We start from the raw sequence: 14,128 nt of genomic DNA on the forward strand, positions 1-14,128 counted from the left end.
CGATCCGAACCGAAGGCAACCCATGCAGAAGCGAAGCATCGCGGACAACGCCCCCGGTGGGCGGCGAGACCCCTGGCTGCGCCGCTACCACTCCACCGACGCCCTCGCGGAACTGATCTGCTTCCCGCACGCGGGCGGCGCGGCGGGCTACTGGCGCCGGCTGTCCGCCGCCGTGCAGCCCTTCGCCGATCTGCGCGCCGTCCAGTATCCGGGCCGGCAGGACCGTTACCGCGAACCGGCCGTCCGCGACCTGCACCGGCTCGCCGATCTGATCGCCGCCCGGCTGGCCGCCGGGCCGCCCCCGGCCGGGCCGCGCGTCCTGGTCGGGCACAGCATGGGTGCCTCGGTCGCCCACGAGGTGGCGCTGCGGCTGTCCCGGCTGCCCGGCCAGGGGCCCGCCGGGCTCGTCGTGTCGGGGCGGCGGGCGCCCTCGCGGCTGGGGGCCGGGAAGCGGCCGGAGACCGACGAGGCGCTGGTCGCGCGCGTCCGGGCGCTGGGCGGCACCGACCCGGCGGTGCTGGCCGACCCCGAGCTGCTCGAAGTGATCCTGCCCGCGCTGCGCGCCGACTACGACGCCGTCGCGGCGTATGTGCCGGGCGGCGGGCTGCTGGCCTGCCCGGTGGTCGCCCTCACCGGGGACTGCGACGCGGAGGCGCCCGCCGAGGACGTGGCTCCGTGGCGCGAGGCGACACGGGGGTCCTTCGCGCTCCGGGTCCTGGCCGGCGGGCACTTCTTCCTCGACGACCATGTGCCGGCCGTCGCGGAGACGGTCCTCGCGCTGTGCGGCGTCGTCCCGGCGGGCGGCGGCGGGGCGGGCGGCGCGGCCGTCACGGGCGGCGCGGAAAGGATCTGAACGGGCGGACCGGCTCGCGTCCGGCCGCGCCCTCCGCCGCGGTCCAGCGGGCCGCGAGCAGCAGGGCGATGTCGTCGGGCCGGTCCGCGGCCTGCCGGGCCCTGCCGATGACGTGGTCGGCGGTGTCGGCGAGGGAGTCGGCGGCGCCGGGGGTGGCGAGCGTGGCGCGCAGCCGCTCGACGCCGACGTCGATGTCGGTGCCGGCCCGCTCGACGAGGCCGTCGGTGTAGAGGGCGAGCGCGGCGCCCGGTTCCAGGTGGAGTTCGGTGACGGGGTAGGCGGCCTCCGCGTCGATGCCGAGGACGATGCCGCCGGGCAGCTCCATGACCTCGGCGGTGCCGTCCGGGCGGCGCAGGACGGGCTGGGGGTGCCCGGCGCGCACGGCGTGCGTCCGGCCGGTGGCGGGGTCCGTCACGATGTAGCAGCAGCTGGCGAACTGGCCGGTGTCGAGGTCGATGAGGAGCCGGTTGGTGCCGCTCATGACCTCCTGCGGATCGTGGCCGCTGAGCGCGAAGGCCCGTACGGCGCTGCGGAGCTGGCCCATGGTCGCGGCGGCGGCGACGCCGTGGCCCTGCACGTCCCCGATGACCAGGGCGAGCCGGCCGCCGGTCTCGATCACGTCGTACCAGTCGCCGCCGACGTCCATGCCCTTGGTGCCGGCGAGGTAGCGGCCCTGGGTGTCGATGCCGCGCACGGCGGGCAGGCCGTGCGGCAGGAGGGCGTCCTGGAGGCCGCGGGCGAGGGCGGCCTCGGTGTCGTAGCGCTGGGCCCGCTGGAGGGCCTGGGCGATGAGTCCGGCCAGTGCGGTGAGGACCGTACGCTCCTCCGGGCTGAAGCCGCGCGGCTGGTCGAAGCCGAGGATGCAGGAGCCGACGAGCCGGCCGGAGGCGATCAGCGGCAGGAAGGCGCGGGCGCCGACGTCGGCGTCCATGGGGATGCCGGGGTAGGCGGCGGCCAGGCGCTGCATGGACTCGAAGAAGATGGGCCGGCCGGTGGTGAGCGTCTCCACGCCCGGAATGCGGACGCCCAGGCCGACGGCGTCGAACTGGTCGAGGAAGCCCTGCGGAAAGCCGGTCTCCCACTCCAGGTAGAGATGGCCTTCCTTGAGCAGGTAGATCGCCAGTTGCCGGCCGCCGAAGGCGGGCAGCAGCTCCTCGGTCACCACGCGGGAGACCTGCCGGGCCGTGACGGCCTCGGTGAGCGCGATGGCGAGGGCGACCGGGCGGTAGAGGGCGGCGGACCGGTCGGCCGGGGAGCCGAGCCCCAGACCGGGCGCGACGACGGAGTCCGGGGTGTAGGCGGGCTCGTCGGTGGTGGTGAGGACGGCGGTCAGCCCGTCGTGGCCCGGGTACAGGGAGACGGTCAGCCAGGGGTGGTCCGCGCGCCGGGCGAGGAAGTGGACCGGGCTGTCGGAGATCATCGCGGCCCGGTAGTGGTCCTCGTAGGCCGGGTTGGCGAGCCAGGGCAGCGCCTCCCAGAACACCTGCCCGACCAGGTCCGCGCGGGCCCGGCCTAGCATCTCCTCGGCGAGCGGGTTGACGTAGGTGATCCGGCCGAAGCGGTCGAGCGAGAAGATGCCGCGCGGCAGCCGGTCGGCGGCCTCGGCGACGACCGGGCCGATGCCCAGGTCCACCAGGAAGCCGGTGAGGTGTCCGCCGGGCCCGGCGCCGTCGTCCCGGCGCCCGGAGACCTCCAGCAGGTGGGAGCGCCCGTCCGGGCCGCGCAGCCGCATGCGGCGTACGACGGGGCCCTCGGTGCCCGCCGCCTGCCGGGCCAGCGCCCAGAGGCCGTAGACGTCCTCCGGGGCGAGCCGGGCGGCGAGGGCGTCGACGGTGCCGGGGAAGGGGCCGCTGCCGGTGCCGAGGATGGCGTCGAGCGCGTCGTCCGTCTCGACGGCGCCGGTCGCCAGGTTCCAGTCGAAGCGGCCTGTGCGGACCGGGGGCGCGGTGCCGGCGGGCAGCTGTACGGGCAGCGGCTCGTCGTCCCACTCGGGCCGTACCCCCTCCCCGGCCAGGGCCGCCAGCTCGGTGCCGAGGCCGAGGGCGATGTGCTGGAGCCGGCGCCGCTCGGCGGCGGGCACCGGTTCCTCGTCGGCCGCGGCGCGCAGGACGACCAGGACACCGGCCGGTTCGTGGCCGCGCAGCACCGGTACGTACAGGGAGCCGAAGGGGAACGGCAGGCCCGCCATGAGCTGGGGGAAGCGCCGCATGGCGTCCTCGGCGTCGGCGAGGTAGACGGGGCTGCCGGTGCGGAACGCCTCGGCGACCGGGAAGGGGCGGTTCACATGCATCCGCCACCAGGGGCGGAACAGGGGGCCGGGGAGCCCGCCGAGGACGGCCAGCCGGAGCAGGCCGGGGGTGCGCGAGGGCAGATAGACCCCGCCGGCCACGCCGCCCGCGGTCTCGATGGCGTTCACGACGGACTGGGCGAGCACCAGGGACAGGGCGTCCGGCGCGGCGTCCGGCGCCCTGCCGTCCTCCTGTCTGCGGGGCGGGCCGTCGCTCGGACCGAACGGCACCCGCCCGGCCGCGCGGTGCCAGGTCACACAGCCAGCATGCTCCCGGCCCACGTGTTCGGCACGTCGGCCGGGAGCGGGCGTCCCGCGGCCTGCGGGGGCGCGAAGGGAATGTGCGCAGGGGTGTGCGCAGGGGTGTGCGCGGACACGGAAGCGGGGGACGCCACCGCTGTGGCGTCCCCCGCTTCTCAGGGTGTGTCCATGCCCCTACCGGCCCTCGTCGGGCGGCCGGCGGTCACCGATCCGGTCGTTGAGCTTCTGCTGGGCCGAGTCGACCTGGCTGCCGTACTTGCCGCCGGTCCTCTTGTCGACGAAGTCGCCGCCCTTCTCGACTCCCTGCCGGGCCTGGTCCGGATGGCCCTTGATCATGCTCTTGAGCTTGTCGAGCATGCTCATGAGATACCTCCTGGAGACGCTGACCCTTCCAGCATCCCCGTCCGGTCCGGCCGTCGCATCACGGGACGGAGGCCGCCCGGATCAGTAGGCGCCGAACACGTTGTCCATCGAGCCGTACACGGCGGCGGCGTAGTTGCACGCGGCGGTGATGTTGGCGACCGGGTCGTAGATGTCGGTCGACGTGCCGGGGACGTGGTAGGCGTCGAAGGTGGGCTGGATCACCTGGAGCAGGCCCTTGGAGGGGGTGCCGGCGGCGGCGTTGGAGTCCCAGTTGTTGATGGCGTACGGGTTGCCCGAGGACTCGCGCATGATGTTGCGGTAGATGCCGTCGTAGCTGCCGGGGATGCCGTGCTCGGCCATGACGGCGAGGGATTCCTTGATCCAGCCGTCGAGGTCGTCGGTGTACGTGACGGAGGCCGGGGCCGCGGCCGGCGCGGCGGTCTTCTCGGCGACGGGGACGGGGACGACGGTCCGCTCGGAGCGGTCGGCGCGGTCGGCGCTCTCGGTCCGGACGGTGGTGCCGGCGTCGCCGTCGGTGGCCTCCGCCTTGGATTCGCTCTTCTCGGCGGCCTGGGGGGCGGCCTTCGGGGCGGCGGCGGCCGCGGCGCCGATGGTGAGCTTCAGCCCGGGGTGAATGAGGTCGGGGTTGCTGCCGACAACGCTGCGGTTGTCCTTGTACAGCCGCTCCCAGCCGCCGCTGAGGGAATGCCCCTGAGCGATCTTGTAAAGCGAATCGCCGGCGACCACGGAATAGGTCGTGGGCGCGGCCTTGCGGACGGCAATTTCCTTGCCGGCGACGGAAGTCGGGGCGGCGGCCTTTTCGGCGACGACGGTCTTGGCGGGGGCGGCGGAGGCCGAACCGGCGGAGATCAGGGGGAGCGCGAGAACGGCTCCGCCCGCGCTGACGGCGATGAAACCGCGGGTCAGGGACGCGGACTTGGCACGACGGTGCTTACCCGTGAAGGGCATGACGAATTCCTCTCCGTCGCCTGCGAGGTGAGCTGTCGGGTTCGGGCTGGAGATGCCCGGTCGCACATGGCGACTTCACCCCTAGCCGCTCCGGATTCCGGACCGGCGGCAAACCTGGGTCCCCCGCTCCTGCCGTACGTGAGTGGTCGGGTGCCCGGACGGCGGCAGGATTCGGCGTTCCATCCGGATTGATGACGGGACCGTAAGCGAGAAACGAGGGCCGGAACAAGCCCGGAATTACTGATCACAATTGTTTCGCAAGATCAATCAAAGGAAATGCTCATGATCGGCCGCACAGGGGGAACTCAAAATTCTTTGGTACGTCTGGGAACCGGGACATCGGATCGTGCGTCAGAAAGAGAGGACGTGACGTCGACCACTGCGCCCGATAGGCGCAATTTAGTCCGTTTTGGCATCTTTAGGGGCCATCAAATCCCCCCTCATCGGTCACCGTTCACCTTCTACTCATACGGGTGCGATCGGGGCACCGTGCGGCGCGCTCCCCCATGAGACCGGCCATTGAGGCCCTCTCCCCCTCCGGTCGATATATGGTTAGGCTTACCTAAGTCTGACTCCCCCTCACCGGTAAATGGAGACCCCAGGCCATGGCGCCGCATTCCACCCCCGCTGCCCCTCGTCCCGTCCCCGCCGGCGAACGGGAACTCGCCGGCCGGCTGGCCCTCGTCACGGGAGCCGGGCGCGGCATAGGCGAGGCGGTCGTACGCGCCCTCGTCGCGCGCGGCTGCCGGGTCCTGGCGACCGACGCGGACCCGGAGGGCATCGGCGCCCTGGCCGGGGAGCACGACGGCCTCGTCGTCGCGCGGACGCTGGACGTCACGGACGCGGCGGCCGTCGAAACCGTCGTCGCCGAGGCGGAGGAGTCCCTGGGCGCCCTGGACATCGCGGTCAACGTCGCCGGGATACTGCGGTGTTCGCCCGTCACCGAGCTGACCGACGAGGACTGGGCGGCCACCTTCGCCGTCAACACCGACGGGGTCTTCCACGTCTCGCGGTCCGTCGCGCGCCGGATGGCCGGGCGCGGCGCGGGCAGCATCGTCACGGTCGCCTCCAACGCCGCCGGCATCCCCCGGACGACGATGGCCGCGTACGCCGCGTCCAAGGCGGCCGCCGTCATGTTCACCAAGTGCCTCGGGCTGGAGCTGGCACCCCTGGGCATCCGGTGCAACACCGTCTCGCCCGGCTCCACCCTCACCGACATGCAGCGCGCCATGTGGCCGGCCGGCGAGGACCGGGACGACGGGCCCGCCGCGCGGCGGGTGATCGCCGGGGACCTCGCGAGCTTCCGCACGGGCATCCCGCTCGGCCGGATCGCCGAACCGGCCGACGTCGCGGAGGCGGTCGCCTTCCTGGTGTCCGACCGGGCCCGGCACATCACCCTGCACGACCTGTACGTCGACGGCGGCGCCACCCTGCGCGCCTGACCCGGCCCGTCCGTCCCCCGCGCGGCGCCCGCCGGGACCGCCGCGCCGCATCCGTACGTTCCTCAACGCCGTGGGAGCCGCTCCATGAGCACCGCACCGTCCGAAGACGCCCCGACCTGGCCCGCCGAGTTCGCCGCCCGCTACCGGGCCGCCGGGCACTGGCGCGGCGAGACGTTCACCGGCATGCTGCGCGAGCGGGCCGAAGCGCACGGCGACCGCGTCGCGATCGTCGATCCGGCGCCCGAGCGGCGCGCCTGGACCTATCGCGAGCTGGACGAGCGGGCGGCCCGGCTGGCGGCCGGATTCCGGGCGCGCGGGATAGCCAAGGGCGACCGGGTGGTCGTCCAGCTGCCGAACATCGCCGAGTTCGCCGAGGTCGTCTTCGCCCTCTTCCGCATCGGCGCGCTGCCGGTCTACGCGCTGCCCGCCCACCGCGAGACGGAGATCGGCTACTTCTGCTCCTTCGCCGAGGCCGTCGCCTATGTGATCCCGGACCGGCACGCCGGATTCGACCACCGCGCCCTGGCCACCGCCGTGCGGGCGCAGGCGCCCACCCTCCGGCACGTGTTCGTGGTCGGCGAGCCGGGCGAGCACACCGCCCTGTCCGAGGTGCCGTGCGAGGCGGCGGCCGAACCGGAGGACGGGCCCGAGCCGCACGACCTGGCCTTCCTCCAGCTGTCCGGCGGCACCACCGGGGTGCCCAAGCTCATCCCCCGTACGCACGACGACTACATCTACTCGCTGCGCGGCTCCAACGAGATCTGCGGCGTCGACGCGGACACCCGCTATCTCGTGGTGCTGCCCGCCGCGCACAACTTCCCGATGAGTTCGCCCGGTTGGCTCGGCACCCTGTACGCCGGCGGCACCGTCGTCCTGTGCCCGCGCCCGGACCCGGCCACCGCCTTCCCGCTCATCGAGCGGGAGCGCGTCACCCTGACGGGCATGGTGCCGCCGCTGGCGCTGGTGTGGACCGACGCGGCGGCCTCGGCGGCCTGGGACCTGTCCAGCCTGGAACTGGTCCTGGTCGGCGGAGCGAAGTACAGCGAGACCGCGGCCCGCCGGCTGGAGCCCGCGCTGGGCTGCCGGCTCATGCAGGTGTTCGGCATGGCCGAAGGGCTCGTCAACTACACGCGGCTGGACGACGACCACGAGACCGTCGTCACCACCCAGGGCCGGCCGATCTCCGAGGACGACGAGATCCGGATCGTGGACGACGCCGGACGGGAGGTCCCCGAGGGGCACTTCGGGCAGCTGCTGACGCGCGGCCCGTACACCATCCGCGGCTACTGGCGCGCCCCGGAGCACAACCGGACGGCGTTCACCGAGGACGGCTTCTACCGTACGGGCGACATCGTGCGCCGCACCCCGAGCGGACATCTGGTGGTCGAGGGGCGGGCGAAGGACCAGATCAACCGGGGCGGCGAGAAGGTCGCGCCGGAGGAGGTCGAGAACATCATCCTGGCCCATCCGGCCGTGCACGACGTGTCGGTGGTCGGGGTGGCCGACCCTTATCTGGGTGAGCGCACGCTGGCGTACGTGATCCTGCGTGAGGGCGCCGGACCGCTCGGGGCGCTCGCGGTGAAGCGGCATGTGCGCGAGCGCGGAGTCGCCGCGTACAAGGTTCCCGATCTGGTCGAGTTCGTCGACGCCTTCCCGCAGACGGGCATCGGCAAGGTCAGCAAGAAGGGCCTGCGCACCGAGGCCGGTCCGCCGGTCCCGGTCGCCCCGCCGGCTTCCGGCACCCCGTCAGCATCCGTCGAGCAGCACTGAATCCGCCGCGCCCGGCACCGAAAGGTTCTCCATGGCCCTGCCCGCCATCGCCCCCTATCCCCTGCCCGGCCCGGACGAGCTCCCGGCGAACCGGGTCGACTGGACCGTGGACCCGGCGCGCGCCGTCCTGCTCGTCCACGACCTGCAGAACCACTTCCTGCGCGCCTACCGGCCCGGCGAGCAGCCGCTGACCGGCATGCTCGCCAACACCGCCCGGATCGGCGCGGCCGCGCGCCGCGCCGGAATCCCCGTGGTGCACTCCGCGCAGCGCGGCGGCCAGAGCGCCGAGGAGCGCGGCCTCCAGCTGGACTTCTGGGGGCCGGGGGTCGCCGACGATCCGGAGGCGCTGGCGGCGCCGGACGAGGTGGCGCCCCGGCCGGGCGACACGGTGCTCACCAAGTGGAAGTACAGCGCGTTCGTCCGTACCGAGCTGGAGTCCCTCATCCGCGACGCCGGACGCGACCAGCTGGTGATCACCGGCGTGTACGCACACATCGGGGTGCTGATGAGCGCCGCCGACGCGTGGATGCGCGACATCCGGGCGTTCGTGGTGGCCGACGCCGTCGCGGACTTCTCCCGCGAGGACCACGACATGGCGCTGCGCTGGGCGGCGGGCCGCTGCGCGGTCGTGACCACCACGGACTGGCTGCTCAAGGACATCTGAGCCGGCCGCCCGGCGCCTTCCCGAGGAATCCCCGCTCTCCCCGGGGGAATCCCCCGCTCACAGAAAATCCCCGGTCCGAAATTGCGGGCCGGGGATTTTCGCGAGTATATTGAATGGTTCTGTGCGTCCACAGAAAAGGCCCCTCACCGGGGGCCTACAAGAATCACCATAGCCGTCAGGGAGCTATTTTGTCAACTCGGGACAGCGCCGAATTGCAGAAGGAGCAGGAATTCGTCGACCGGGTCCATCACCGCGTCGACGTGCTCCGCGGTGATGCCGCGCGCCAGGTGGAGGACGCCCTGACCCCGGTGGGAACGGGCCGGCAGGCACGGCTCGAACGCGATGTGCGGGTCGTCGAGCGTTCGGGGCTGCTCGCCGCCCTGAACGCGGTGGACGGCTCGCTGTGTTTCGGCCGTATCGATCTCAGGGACGGCACCGCGCACCATATCGGCCGTATCGGAATCCGCGAGGACGACACCGAGCGCACGCCTTTGCTGATCGACTGGCGCGCCCCGGTCGCCCGGCCTTTCTATCTGGCCACCCATCACACCCCGATGGGGCTGCGCCGGCGCCGGCACATCACCAGCGAGGGCCGGGTGGTCACCGAGCTGCACGACGAGATCCTGGACATCGAGGACCGCGAGCGCACCGGCTTCGAGGACCCGAGCGGCGACAGCGTGCTGCTGGCCGCGGTGAACTCCGCGCGCACCGGGCGCATGGCCGACATCGTGCGGACCATCCAGGCCGAGCAGGACCGCATCATCCGCGCGCCGCACCGCGGGGTGCTCGTCGTCGAGGGCGGTCCGGGCACCGGCAAGACGGCGGTGGCCCTGCACCGGGCGGCGTTCCTGCTGTACGAGCAGCGGGAGCTGCTGGCCAAGCGCGCGGTCCTGATCGTGGGCCCCAACCCGGCCTTCCTGAGCTATATCGGCGAGGTCCTTCCGGCGCTGGGCGAGACGGGGGTCCTGCTCGCCACGCAGGCCGAGCTCTTCCCCGGCGTCCACGCACGGGGCACCGACACTCCGCGCGCCGCCGCGGTGAAGGGCGGCGCCGCCATGGCCGAGGCGCTGGCGCTCGCGGTGCGCGACCGGCAGCTGCTGCCCGAGCCCGGCGCCCCGCTGACCGTGCCGCACGACGACGGCGACCTGGTCCTGGACCGGGAGATCGCCTACGAGGCCCGGCAGGCGGCCCGTGACACCCGGCTCCCCCACAATCTGGCCCGGCCGCATTTCGCGTTCCGGATCATCGACGCGCTGACCGCGCAGCTCACCGAGCGCATCGGCGCCGACCCGTACGGCGGTCCGAACTTCCTGGGCCCGGACGACATCGCCCAGCTCGGCAAGGGTGTCGCGGTCAGCCGGGAGGTGCACGCCGCGATCGAGGAGCTGTGGCCGGCCCTGACGCCGGAGGGCTTCCTCACGGAGTACCTGGCCGAGCCGGTCCACCTGCCCGACGCGGACGCCGAGGCCATCCGGCGGGCGCCCGGCGACGGCGGGTGGACGCCGGCCGATGTGCCGCTGCTGGACGAGGCGGCGGAGCTGCTGGGCGTGGACGACAGCGCCGAGCGGGCGGCGGCCGAGGCGGAGCGCCAGGAGCGGATCGCGTACGCGCACGGCGTGCTGGAGCTGTCCAGGGGTTCGGAGTCCTTCGAGTTCGAGGACGAGGAATCGGAGCTGCTCGCCGCACACGACATCATCGACGCGGAGCGGATGGCGGAGCGCCACGAGGAGGCCGATCACCGCAGCGCGGCCGAGCGGGCCGCCGCCGACCGGACGTGGGCGTTCGGGCACATCGTCGTGGACGAGGCGCAGGAGCTGTCGCCGATGGCGTGGCGGCTGCTGATGCGCCGCTCGCCGACCCGGTCGATGACGCTGGTGGGCGATCCGGCGCAGACCTCGGAGGAGGCGGGGGTCGGCTCGTGGCGGGAGATCCTGCGGCCGTACGTGGACGACCGGTACGAGCATGTGCGGCTCGGGGTCAACTACCGTACGCCGGCCGAGGTGATGGAGGTGGCGGCGAAGGTGCTGCGGGCCGTGGACCCGTCGTTCGAGCCGCCGGGTTCGGTGCGGTCCACGGGCGAGGTGCCGTGGGTCCGGGACGCCGGGGCGGATCTGGCGGGGGCGGTGGCGCGGGCGGTCGCCGAGATGACGCCCGCCGAGGGGCGGCTCGCGGTGATCGCGCCGCGCGAGCTGCACGAGGAGATCGCGGCGGCGCTGGACGGGATCACGGCCGGGGCGGAGCCGGATCTGGCGCGCACGGTGGTGCTGCTGGGGCCCCGGCAGGCCAAGGGGCTCGAATTCGACCACGTCCTGGTGGTGGAGCCGGGCCGGTTCGGCACGAGCGACCTGTACGTGGCGCTGACCCGTGCCACGCAGCGCCTCGGCATCGTGCACCGGGAGGCGCTGCCGGAGTCGCTGCGCTGAGCGTCGCGGGTACGGGCCGGTCCGCGCGGACCGGCCCGTACCCCCGGGGTGTGCTCAGACCAGGTCGAACCGGTCCAGGTTCATGACCTTGTCCCAGGCGGCGACGAAGTCGCGGACGAACTTCTCGCCGGCGTCGTCGCTCGCGTAGACCTCGGCGACGGCGCGCAGTTCGGCGTTCGAGCCGAAGACCAGGTCGGCGCGGGTGCCGGTCCAGCGCAACTCGCCGGTGGCGGAGTCACGGCCCTCGAACGCGCTCCGGTCGTCGGCCACCGACTTCCACGTCGTGCCCATGTCGAGCAGGTTGACGAAGAAGTCGTTGGTCAGCGTGCCCGGCGCGTCGGTGAACACTCCGTGCGTGGTCTGCTGGTGGTTGGCGCCCAGGACGCGCAGACCGCCGACGAGGACCGTCATCTCCGGCGCGCTGAGGCCGAGCAGGTTCGCCCGGTCGAGGAGCAGGTACTCGGCGGGGAGCCGGCTGCCCTTGCCCACGTAGTTGCGGAAGCCGTCGGCCACGGGTTCCAGCTCGACGAAGGACTCGACGTCGGTCTGGTCCTGCGAAGCGTCCACCCGGCCCGGCGTGAAGGGGACCTCGACCGGTGTTCCGGCGTCCCCGGCCGCCTTCTCGATCCCGGCGGCGCCGGCGAGGACGATCAGGTCGGCGAGGGAGACCCGCTTGCCGCCGCGCTGCGCGGTGTTGAAGGTCTCCCGGACGGATTCGAGGGTGCGCAGCACGGCCGCGAGCCGGTCCGGGTCGTTGACCTCCCAGCCGTTCTGCGGTTCGAGGCGGACGCGCGCGCCGTTGGCGCCGCCGCGCTTGTCGGTGCCCCGGAAGGAGGAGGCGGAGGCCCAGGCGGTGGAGACCAGTTCGGAGACCGTGAGGCCGCAGGCGAGTACGCGTTCCTTGAGGGCCGCGATGTCGGCCGCGTCGATCAGTTCGTGGTCGCGCTCGGGCAGCGGGTCCTGCCAGAGCAGCGTCTCCTGCGGGACCTCGGGGCCGAGGTAGCGGACGACGGGGCCCATGTCTCGGTGGGTGAGCTTGAACCAGGCGCGGGCGAAGGCGTCGGCGAACTCCTCCGGGTGCTCGTGGAAGCGGCGCGAGATGGGCTCGTACGCCGGGTCGTAGCGCAGCGAGAGGTCGGTGGTGAGCATGGTCGGGGCGTGCCGCTTCGCCGGGTCGTGGGCGTCGGGCACGGTGTCCGCGCCCGCCCCGTCCTTGGGGCGCCACTGGTGGGCGCCGGCCGGGCTCCTGAACAGCTCCCACTCGTAGCCGAACAGGATGTCGAAGAAGCTGTTGTCCCAGGTGGTCGGGGTGTCCGTCCAGATGCCTTCGAGGCCGCTGGTGATGGTGTCGCCGCCCTTGCCGGTGCCGTAGGAGCTCTCCCAGCCGAGGCCCTGGCGCTCCATCGGGGCGGCCTCGGGGTCGGGTCCGACGTGGTCGGCGGGTCCGGCGCCGTGCGTCTTGCCGAAGGTGTGGCCGCCGGCGATCAGGGCGACGGTCTCCTCGTCGTTCATCGCCATGCGGCGGAACGTCTCGCGGATGTCGCGGGCGGCGGCGAGCGGGTCCGGATTGCCGTTGGGGCCCTCCGGGTTGACGTAGATGAGGCCCATCTGGACCGCGCCGAGCGGGTTCTCCAGCTCCCGGTCCCCGGTGTAGCGCTCGTCGCCGAGCCAGGTGGTCTCGGGGCCCCAGAAGACGTCTTCGTCGGGTTCCCAGGCGTCCACCCGGCCGCCGCCGAAGCCGAAGGTCGTGAAGCCCATGGTCTCCAGGGCGACGTTCCCGGTGAGGACGAGGAGGTCGGCCCAGGAGATGTTCCTGCCGTACTTCTTCTTCACCGGCCACAGCAGGCGCCGGGCCTTGTCCAGGCTCGCGTTGTCCGGCCAGCTGTTGAGCGGGGCGAAGCGCTGCTGGCCGGAGCCGGCGCCGCCGCGGCCGTCGCTGATGCGGTAGGTGCCGGCGCTGTGCCAGGCCATCCGGACCATGAAGGGGCCGTAGTGGCCGAAGTCGGCGGGCCACCAGTCCTGCGAGGTCGTCAGCACCTCGGCGATGTCGCGCTTGACGGCCGGCAGGTCGAGCGCGCTGAACGCCGCCGCGTAGTCGAAGTCCCCGCCGAGCGGATTGGCCACGGCCGGGTTCTTGGCGAGAATCCGCACGTTGAGCCGCTCCGGCCACCACTGGCGGTTCCCGCCGCCCTGGGTGGGGTGCGGCGCGCGATCGTGCGCGACGGGGCAGCCGCCGGCCTCGTCCGACTTGGGATCGGTGACGATCGCGTCGTGGTTCTCAGTCATGGAATTCCTTCCGAACGGGGCGGATCTCGGTGCGCTGAGAATTGAGAATGCGGTGGGAAGGGCCTGGCCGGTCTCGCCCCGAGGGGCGTCCTGCCCTGGCTTCGGCCGGAACCGATCCTACGATGGACCTAGTCCAAGTCAATACGAGCATTCGCCCCGCGTTCGGCGTCGGAACCGCCGTTGTGTCAGGCCCCGTTGCCCTTGCGGTGGACGCTGACGGCGTAGCCCCCGCCGTCGTACGGAGCGGCGTCCCAGGTGGCGAACCGGTCGACGAGGGTGAGGCCCGCGGCGGCGCAGCCCTCGTCGTACTCGGCGAGCGTCAGGGCGGGCGGGACGGGCAGGTGGTCCGCGTCCAGACCGAACCCGGCGACGAGCAGGCCGCCCGCGCGCAGCGCCCCGGACAGCCGTCCGGCGACGGCGGCCTCGGTGCCGGGGGTGAGCAGCGCCATGACGTTGCCCGCGGCGACGACGAGGTCGAAGCCGGGCCGGATGCCGAGGGAAGCGGGCTCGAAAGCGGCGAGGTCGGCCCGGAACCAGGGCAGCGCGGGCGCCTGCTTGCGCGCCACGGCCAGCATCGAGGCGTCCACGTCCACCCCGGTGCAGTCGTAGCCCAGCTCCGCGAGCCGGATCGCGACCCGGCCGGTGCCGCAGCCGGCGTCCAGCACCCGCGCCCCGGCGGGCACGAGGGCCGCGCAGAACCGGGCCTCGCCGTGCACGTCCGCGCCGCTGCGGGCGAGGGCGGCGAAGCGGGCGGCGTAGTCCTCGCCGGAGGTGTCCCCGGTCAGCTCGGTCCAGCGGTTCATACGGCCC

General features: G+C 73.2%; 10 protein-coding genes and 1 riboswitch. Of the genes, 5 read left to right on the plus strand and 5 right to left on the minus strand.

Translation table 11 applies throughout. The annotated features are described in order from the left end of the window. Window positions 1-22 precede the first annotated feature (22 nt). Window positions 23-853, plus strand: a complete 831-nt coding sequence (locus tag OG710_RS02245) for a thioesterase II family protein (RefSeq protein ID WP_330237843.1) — start codon at window positions 23-25, stop codon at window positions 851-853. On the opposite strand, the gene OG710_RS02250 is transcribed toward OG710_RS02245, so the two are convergent. The 3 genes from OG710_RS02250 to OG710_RS02260 all read right to left on the minus strand — a co-directional run bounded on the left by OG710_RS02250 (window position 828) and on the right by OG710_RS02260 (window position 4,733). Beyond that, entirely contained in the window at window positions 828-3,398 is a 2,571-nt protein-coding gene (locus OG710_RS02250) for a SpoIIE family protein phosphatase (RefSeq protein ID WP_443064214.1), read from the minus strand. The two genes, OG710_RS02245 and OG710_RS02250, sit on opposite strands and share 26 nt — an antisense overlap. A gap of 177 nt (window positions 3,399-3,575) precedes the next feature. Continuing rightward, window positions 3,576-3,764 carry an antitoxin gene (locus OG710_RS02255; protein ID WP_330237844.1) on the minus strand — a complete coding sequence of 63 codons (189 nt, stop codon included), beginning with the start codon at window positions 3,762-3,764 and terminating at the stop codon, window positions 3,576-3,578. Between the two features lie 81 nt (window positions 3,765-3,845). Next, on the minus strand, window positions 3,846-4,733 hold the full coding sequence (locus OG710_RS02260) for a LysM peptidoglycan-binding domain-containing protein (RefSeq protein WP_330237845.1): 888 nt from the start codon (window positions 4,731-4,733) through the stop codon (window positions 3,846-3,848). A gap of 4 nt (window positions 4,734-4,737) precedes the next feature. Beyond that, a riboswitch (cyclic di-AMP (ydaO/yuaA leader) is annotated at window positions 4,738-4,920 on the minus strand. Window positions 4,921-5,338: 418 nt separating this feature from the next. On the opposite strand from OG710_RS02260, the gene OG710_RS02265 reads away from it, so the two are divergent. From OG710_RS02265 to OG710_RS02280, 4 genes are all read left to right on the plus strand, one after another. Further along, window positions 5,339-6,175, plus strand: a complete 837-nt coding sequence (locus OG710_RS02265; protein WP_330237846.1) for a 2,3-dihydro-2,3-dihydroxybenzoate dehydrogenase — start codon at window positions 5,339-5,341, stop codon at window positions 6,173-6,175. Window positions 6,176-6,259: 84 nt separating this feature from the next. Next, window positions 6,260-7,945 carry a (2,3-dihydroxybenzoyl)adenylate synthase gene (locus tag OG710_RS02270; protein ID WP_330237847.1) on the plus strand — a complete coding sequence of 562 codons (1,686 nt, stop codon included), beginning with the start codon at window positions 6,260-6,262 and terminating at the stop codon, window positions 7,943-7,945. A gap of 31 nt (window positions 7,946-7,976) precedes the next feature. Next, on the plus strand, window positions 7,977-8,609 hold the full coding sequence (locus OG710_RS02275) for an isochorismatase family protein (protein WP_330237848.1): 633 nt from the start codon (window positions 7,977-7,979) through the stop codon (window positions 8,607-8,609). A 212-nt stretch (window positions 8,610-8,821) separates the two neighbouring features. After that, complete coding sequence (locus tag OG710_RS02280) at window positions 8,822-11,032, plus strand: HelD family protein (protein ID WP_330242136.1); 2,211 nt, start codon at window positions 8,822-8,824, stop codon at window positions 11,030-11,032. Window positions 11,033-11,086: 54 nt separating this feature from the next. Here OG710_RS02280 and katG read toward each other — a convergent pair whose 3' ends face one another. Together katG and OG710_RS02290 are read right to left on the minus strand one after the other, a co-directional pair. Further along, window positions 11,087-13,318 carry a catalase/peroxidase HPI gene (katG, locus tag OG710_RS02285; protein WP_330237849.1) on the minus strand — a complete coding sequence of 744 codons (2,232 nt, stop codon included), beginning with the start codon at window positions 13,316-13,318 and terminating at the stop codon, window positions 11,087-11,089. A 185-nt stretch (window positions 13,319-13,503) separates the two neighbouring features. Beyond that, the gene (locus tag OG710_RS02290) at window positions 13,504-14,121 is read right to left on the minus strand and encodes a class I SAM-dependent methyltransferase (RefSeq protein ID WP_330237850.1); all 618 of its coding nucleotides are present in this window, start codon (window positions 14,119-14,121) and stop codon (window positions 13,504-13,506) included. Window positions 14,122-14,128 lie beyond the last annotated feature (7 nt).

The sequence above is a fragment of the Streptomyces sp. NBC_00525 genome, from assembly GCF_036346595.1.
In the GTDB taxonomy this organism is placed as follows: Bacteria; Actinomycetota; Actinomycetes; order Streptomycetales; family Streptomycetaceae; genus Streptomyces.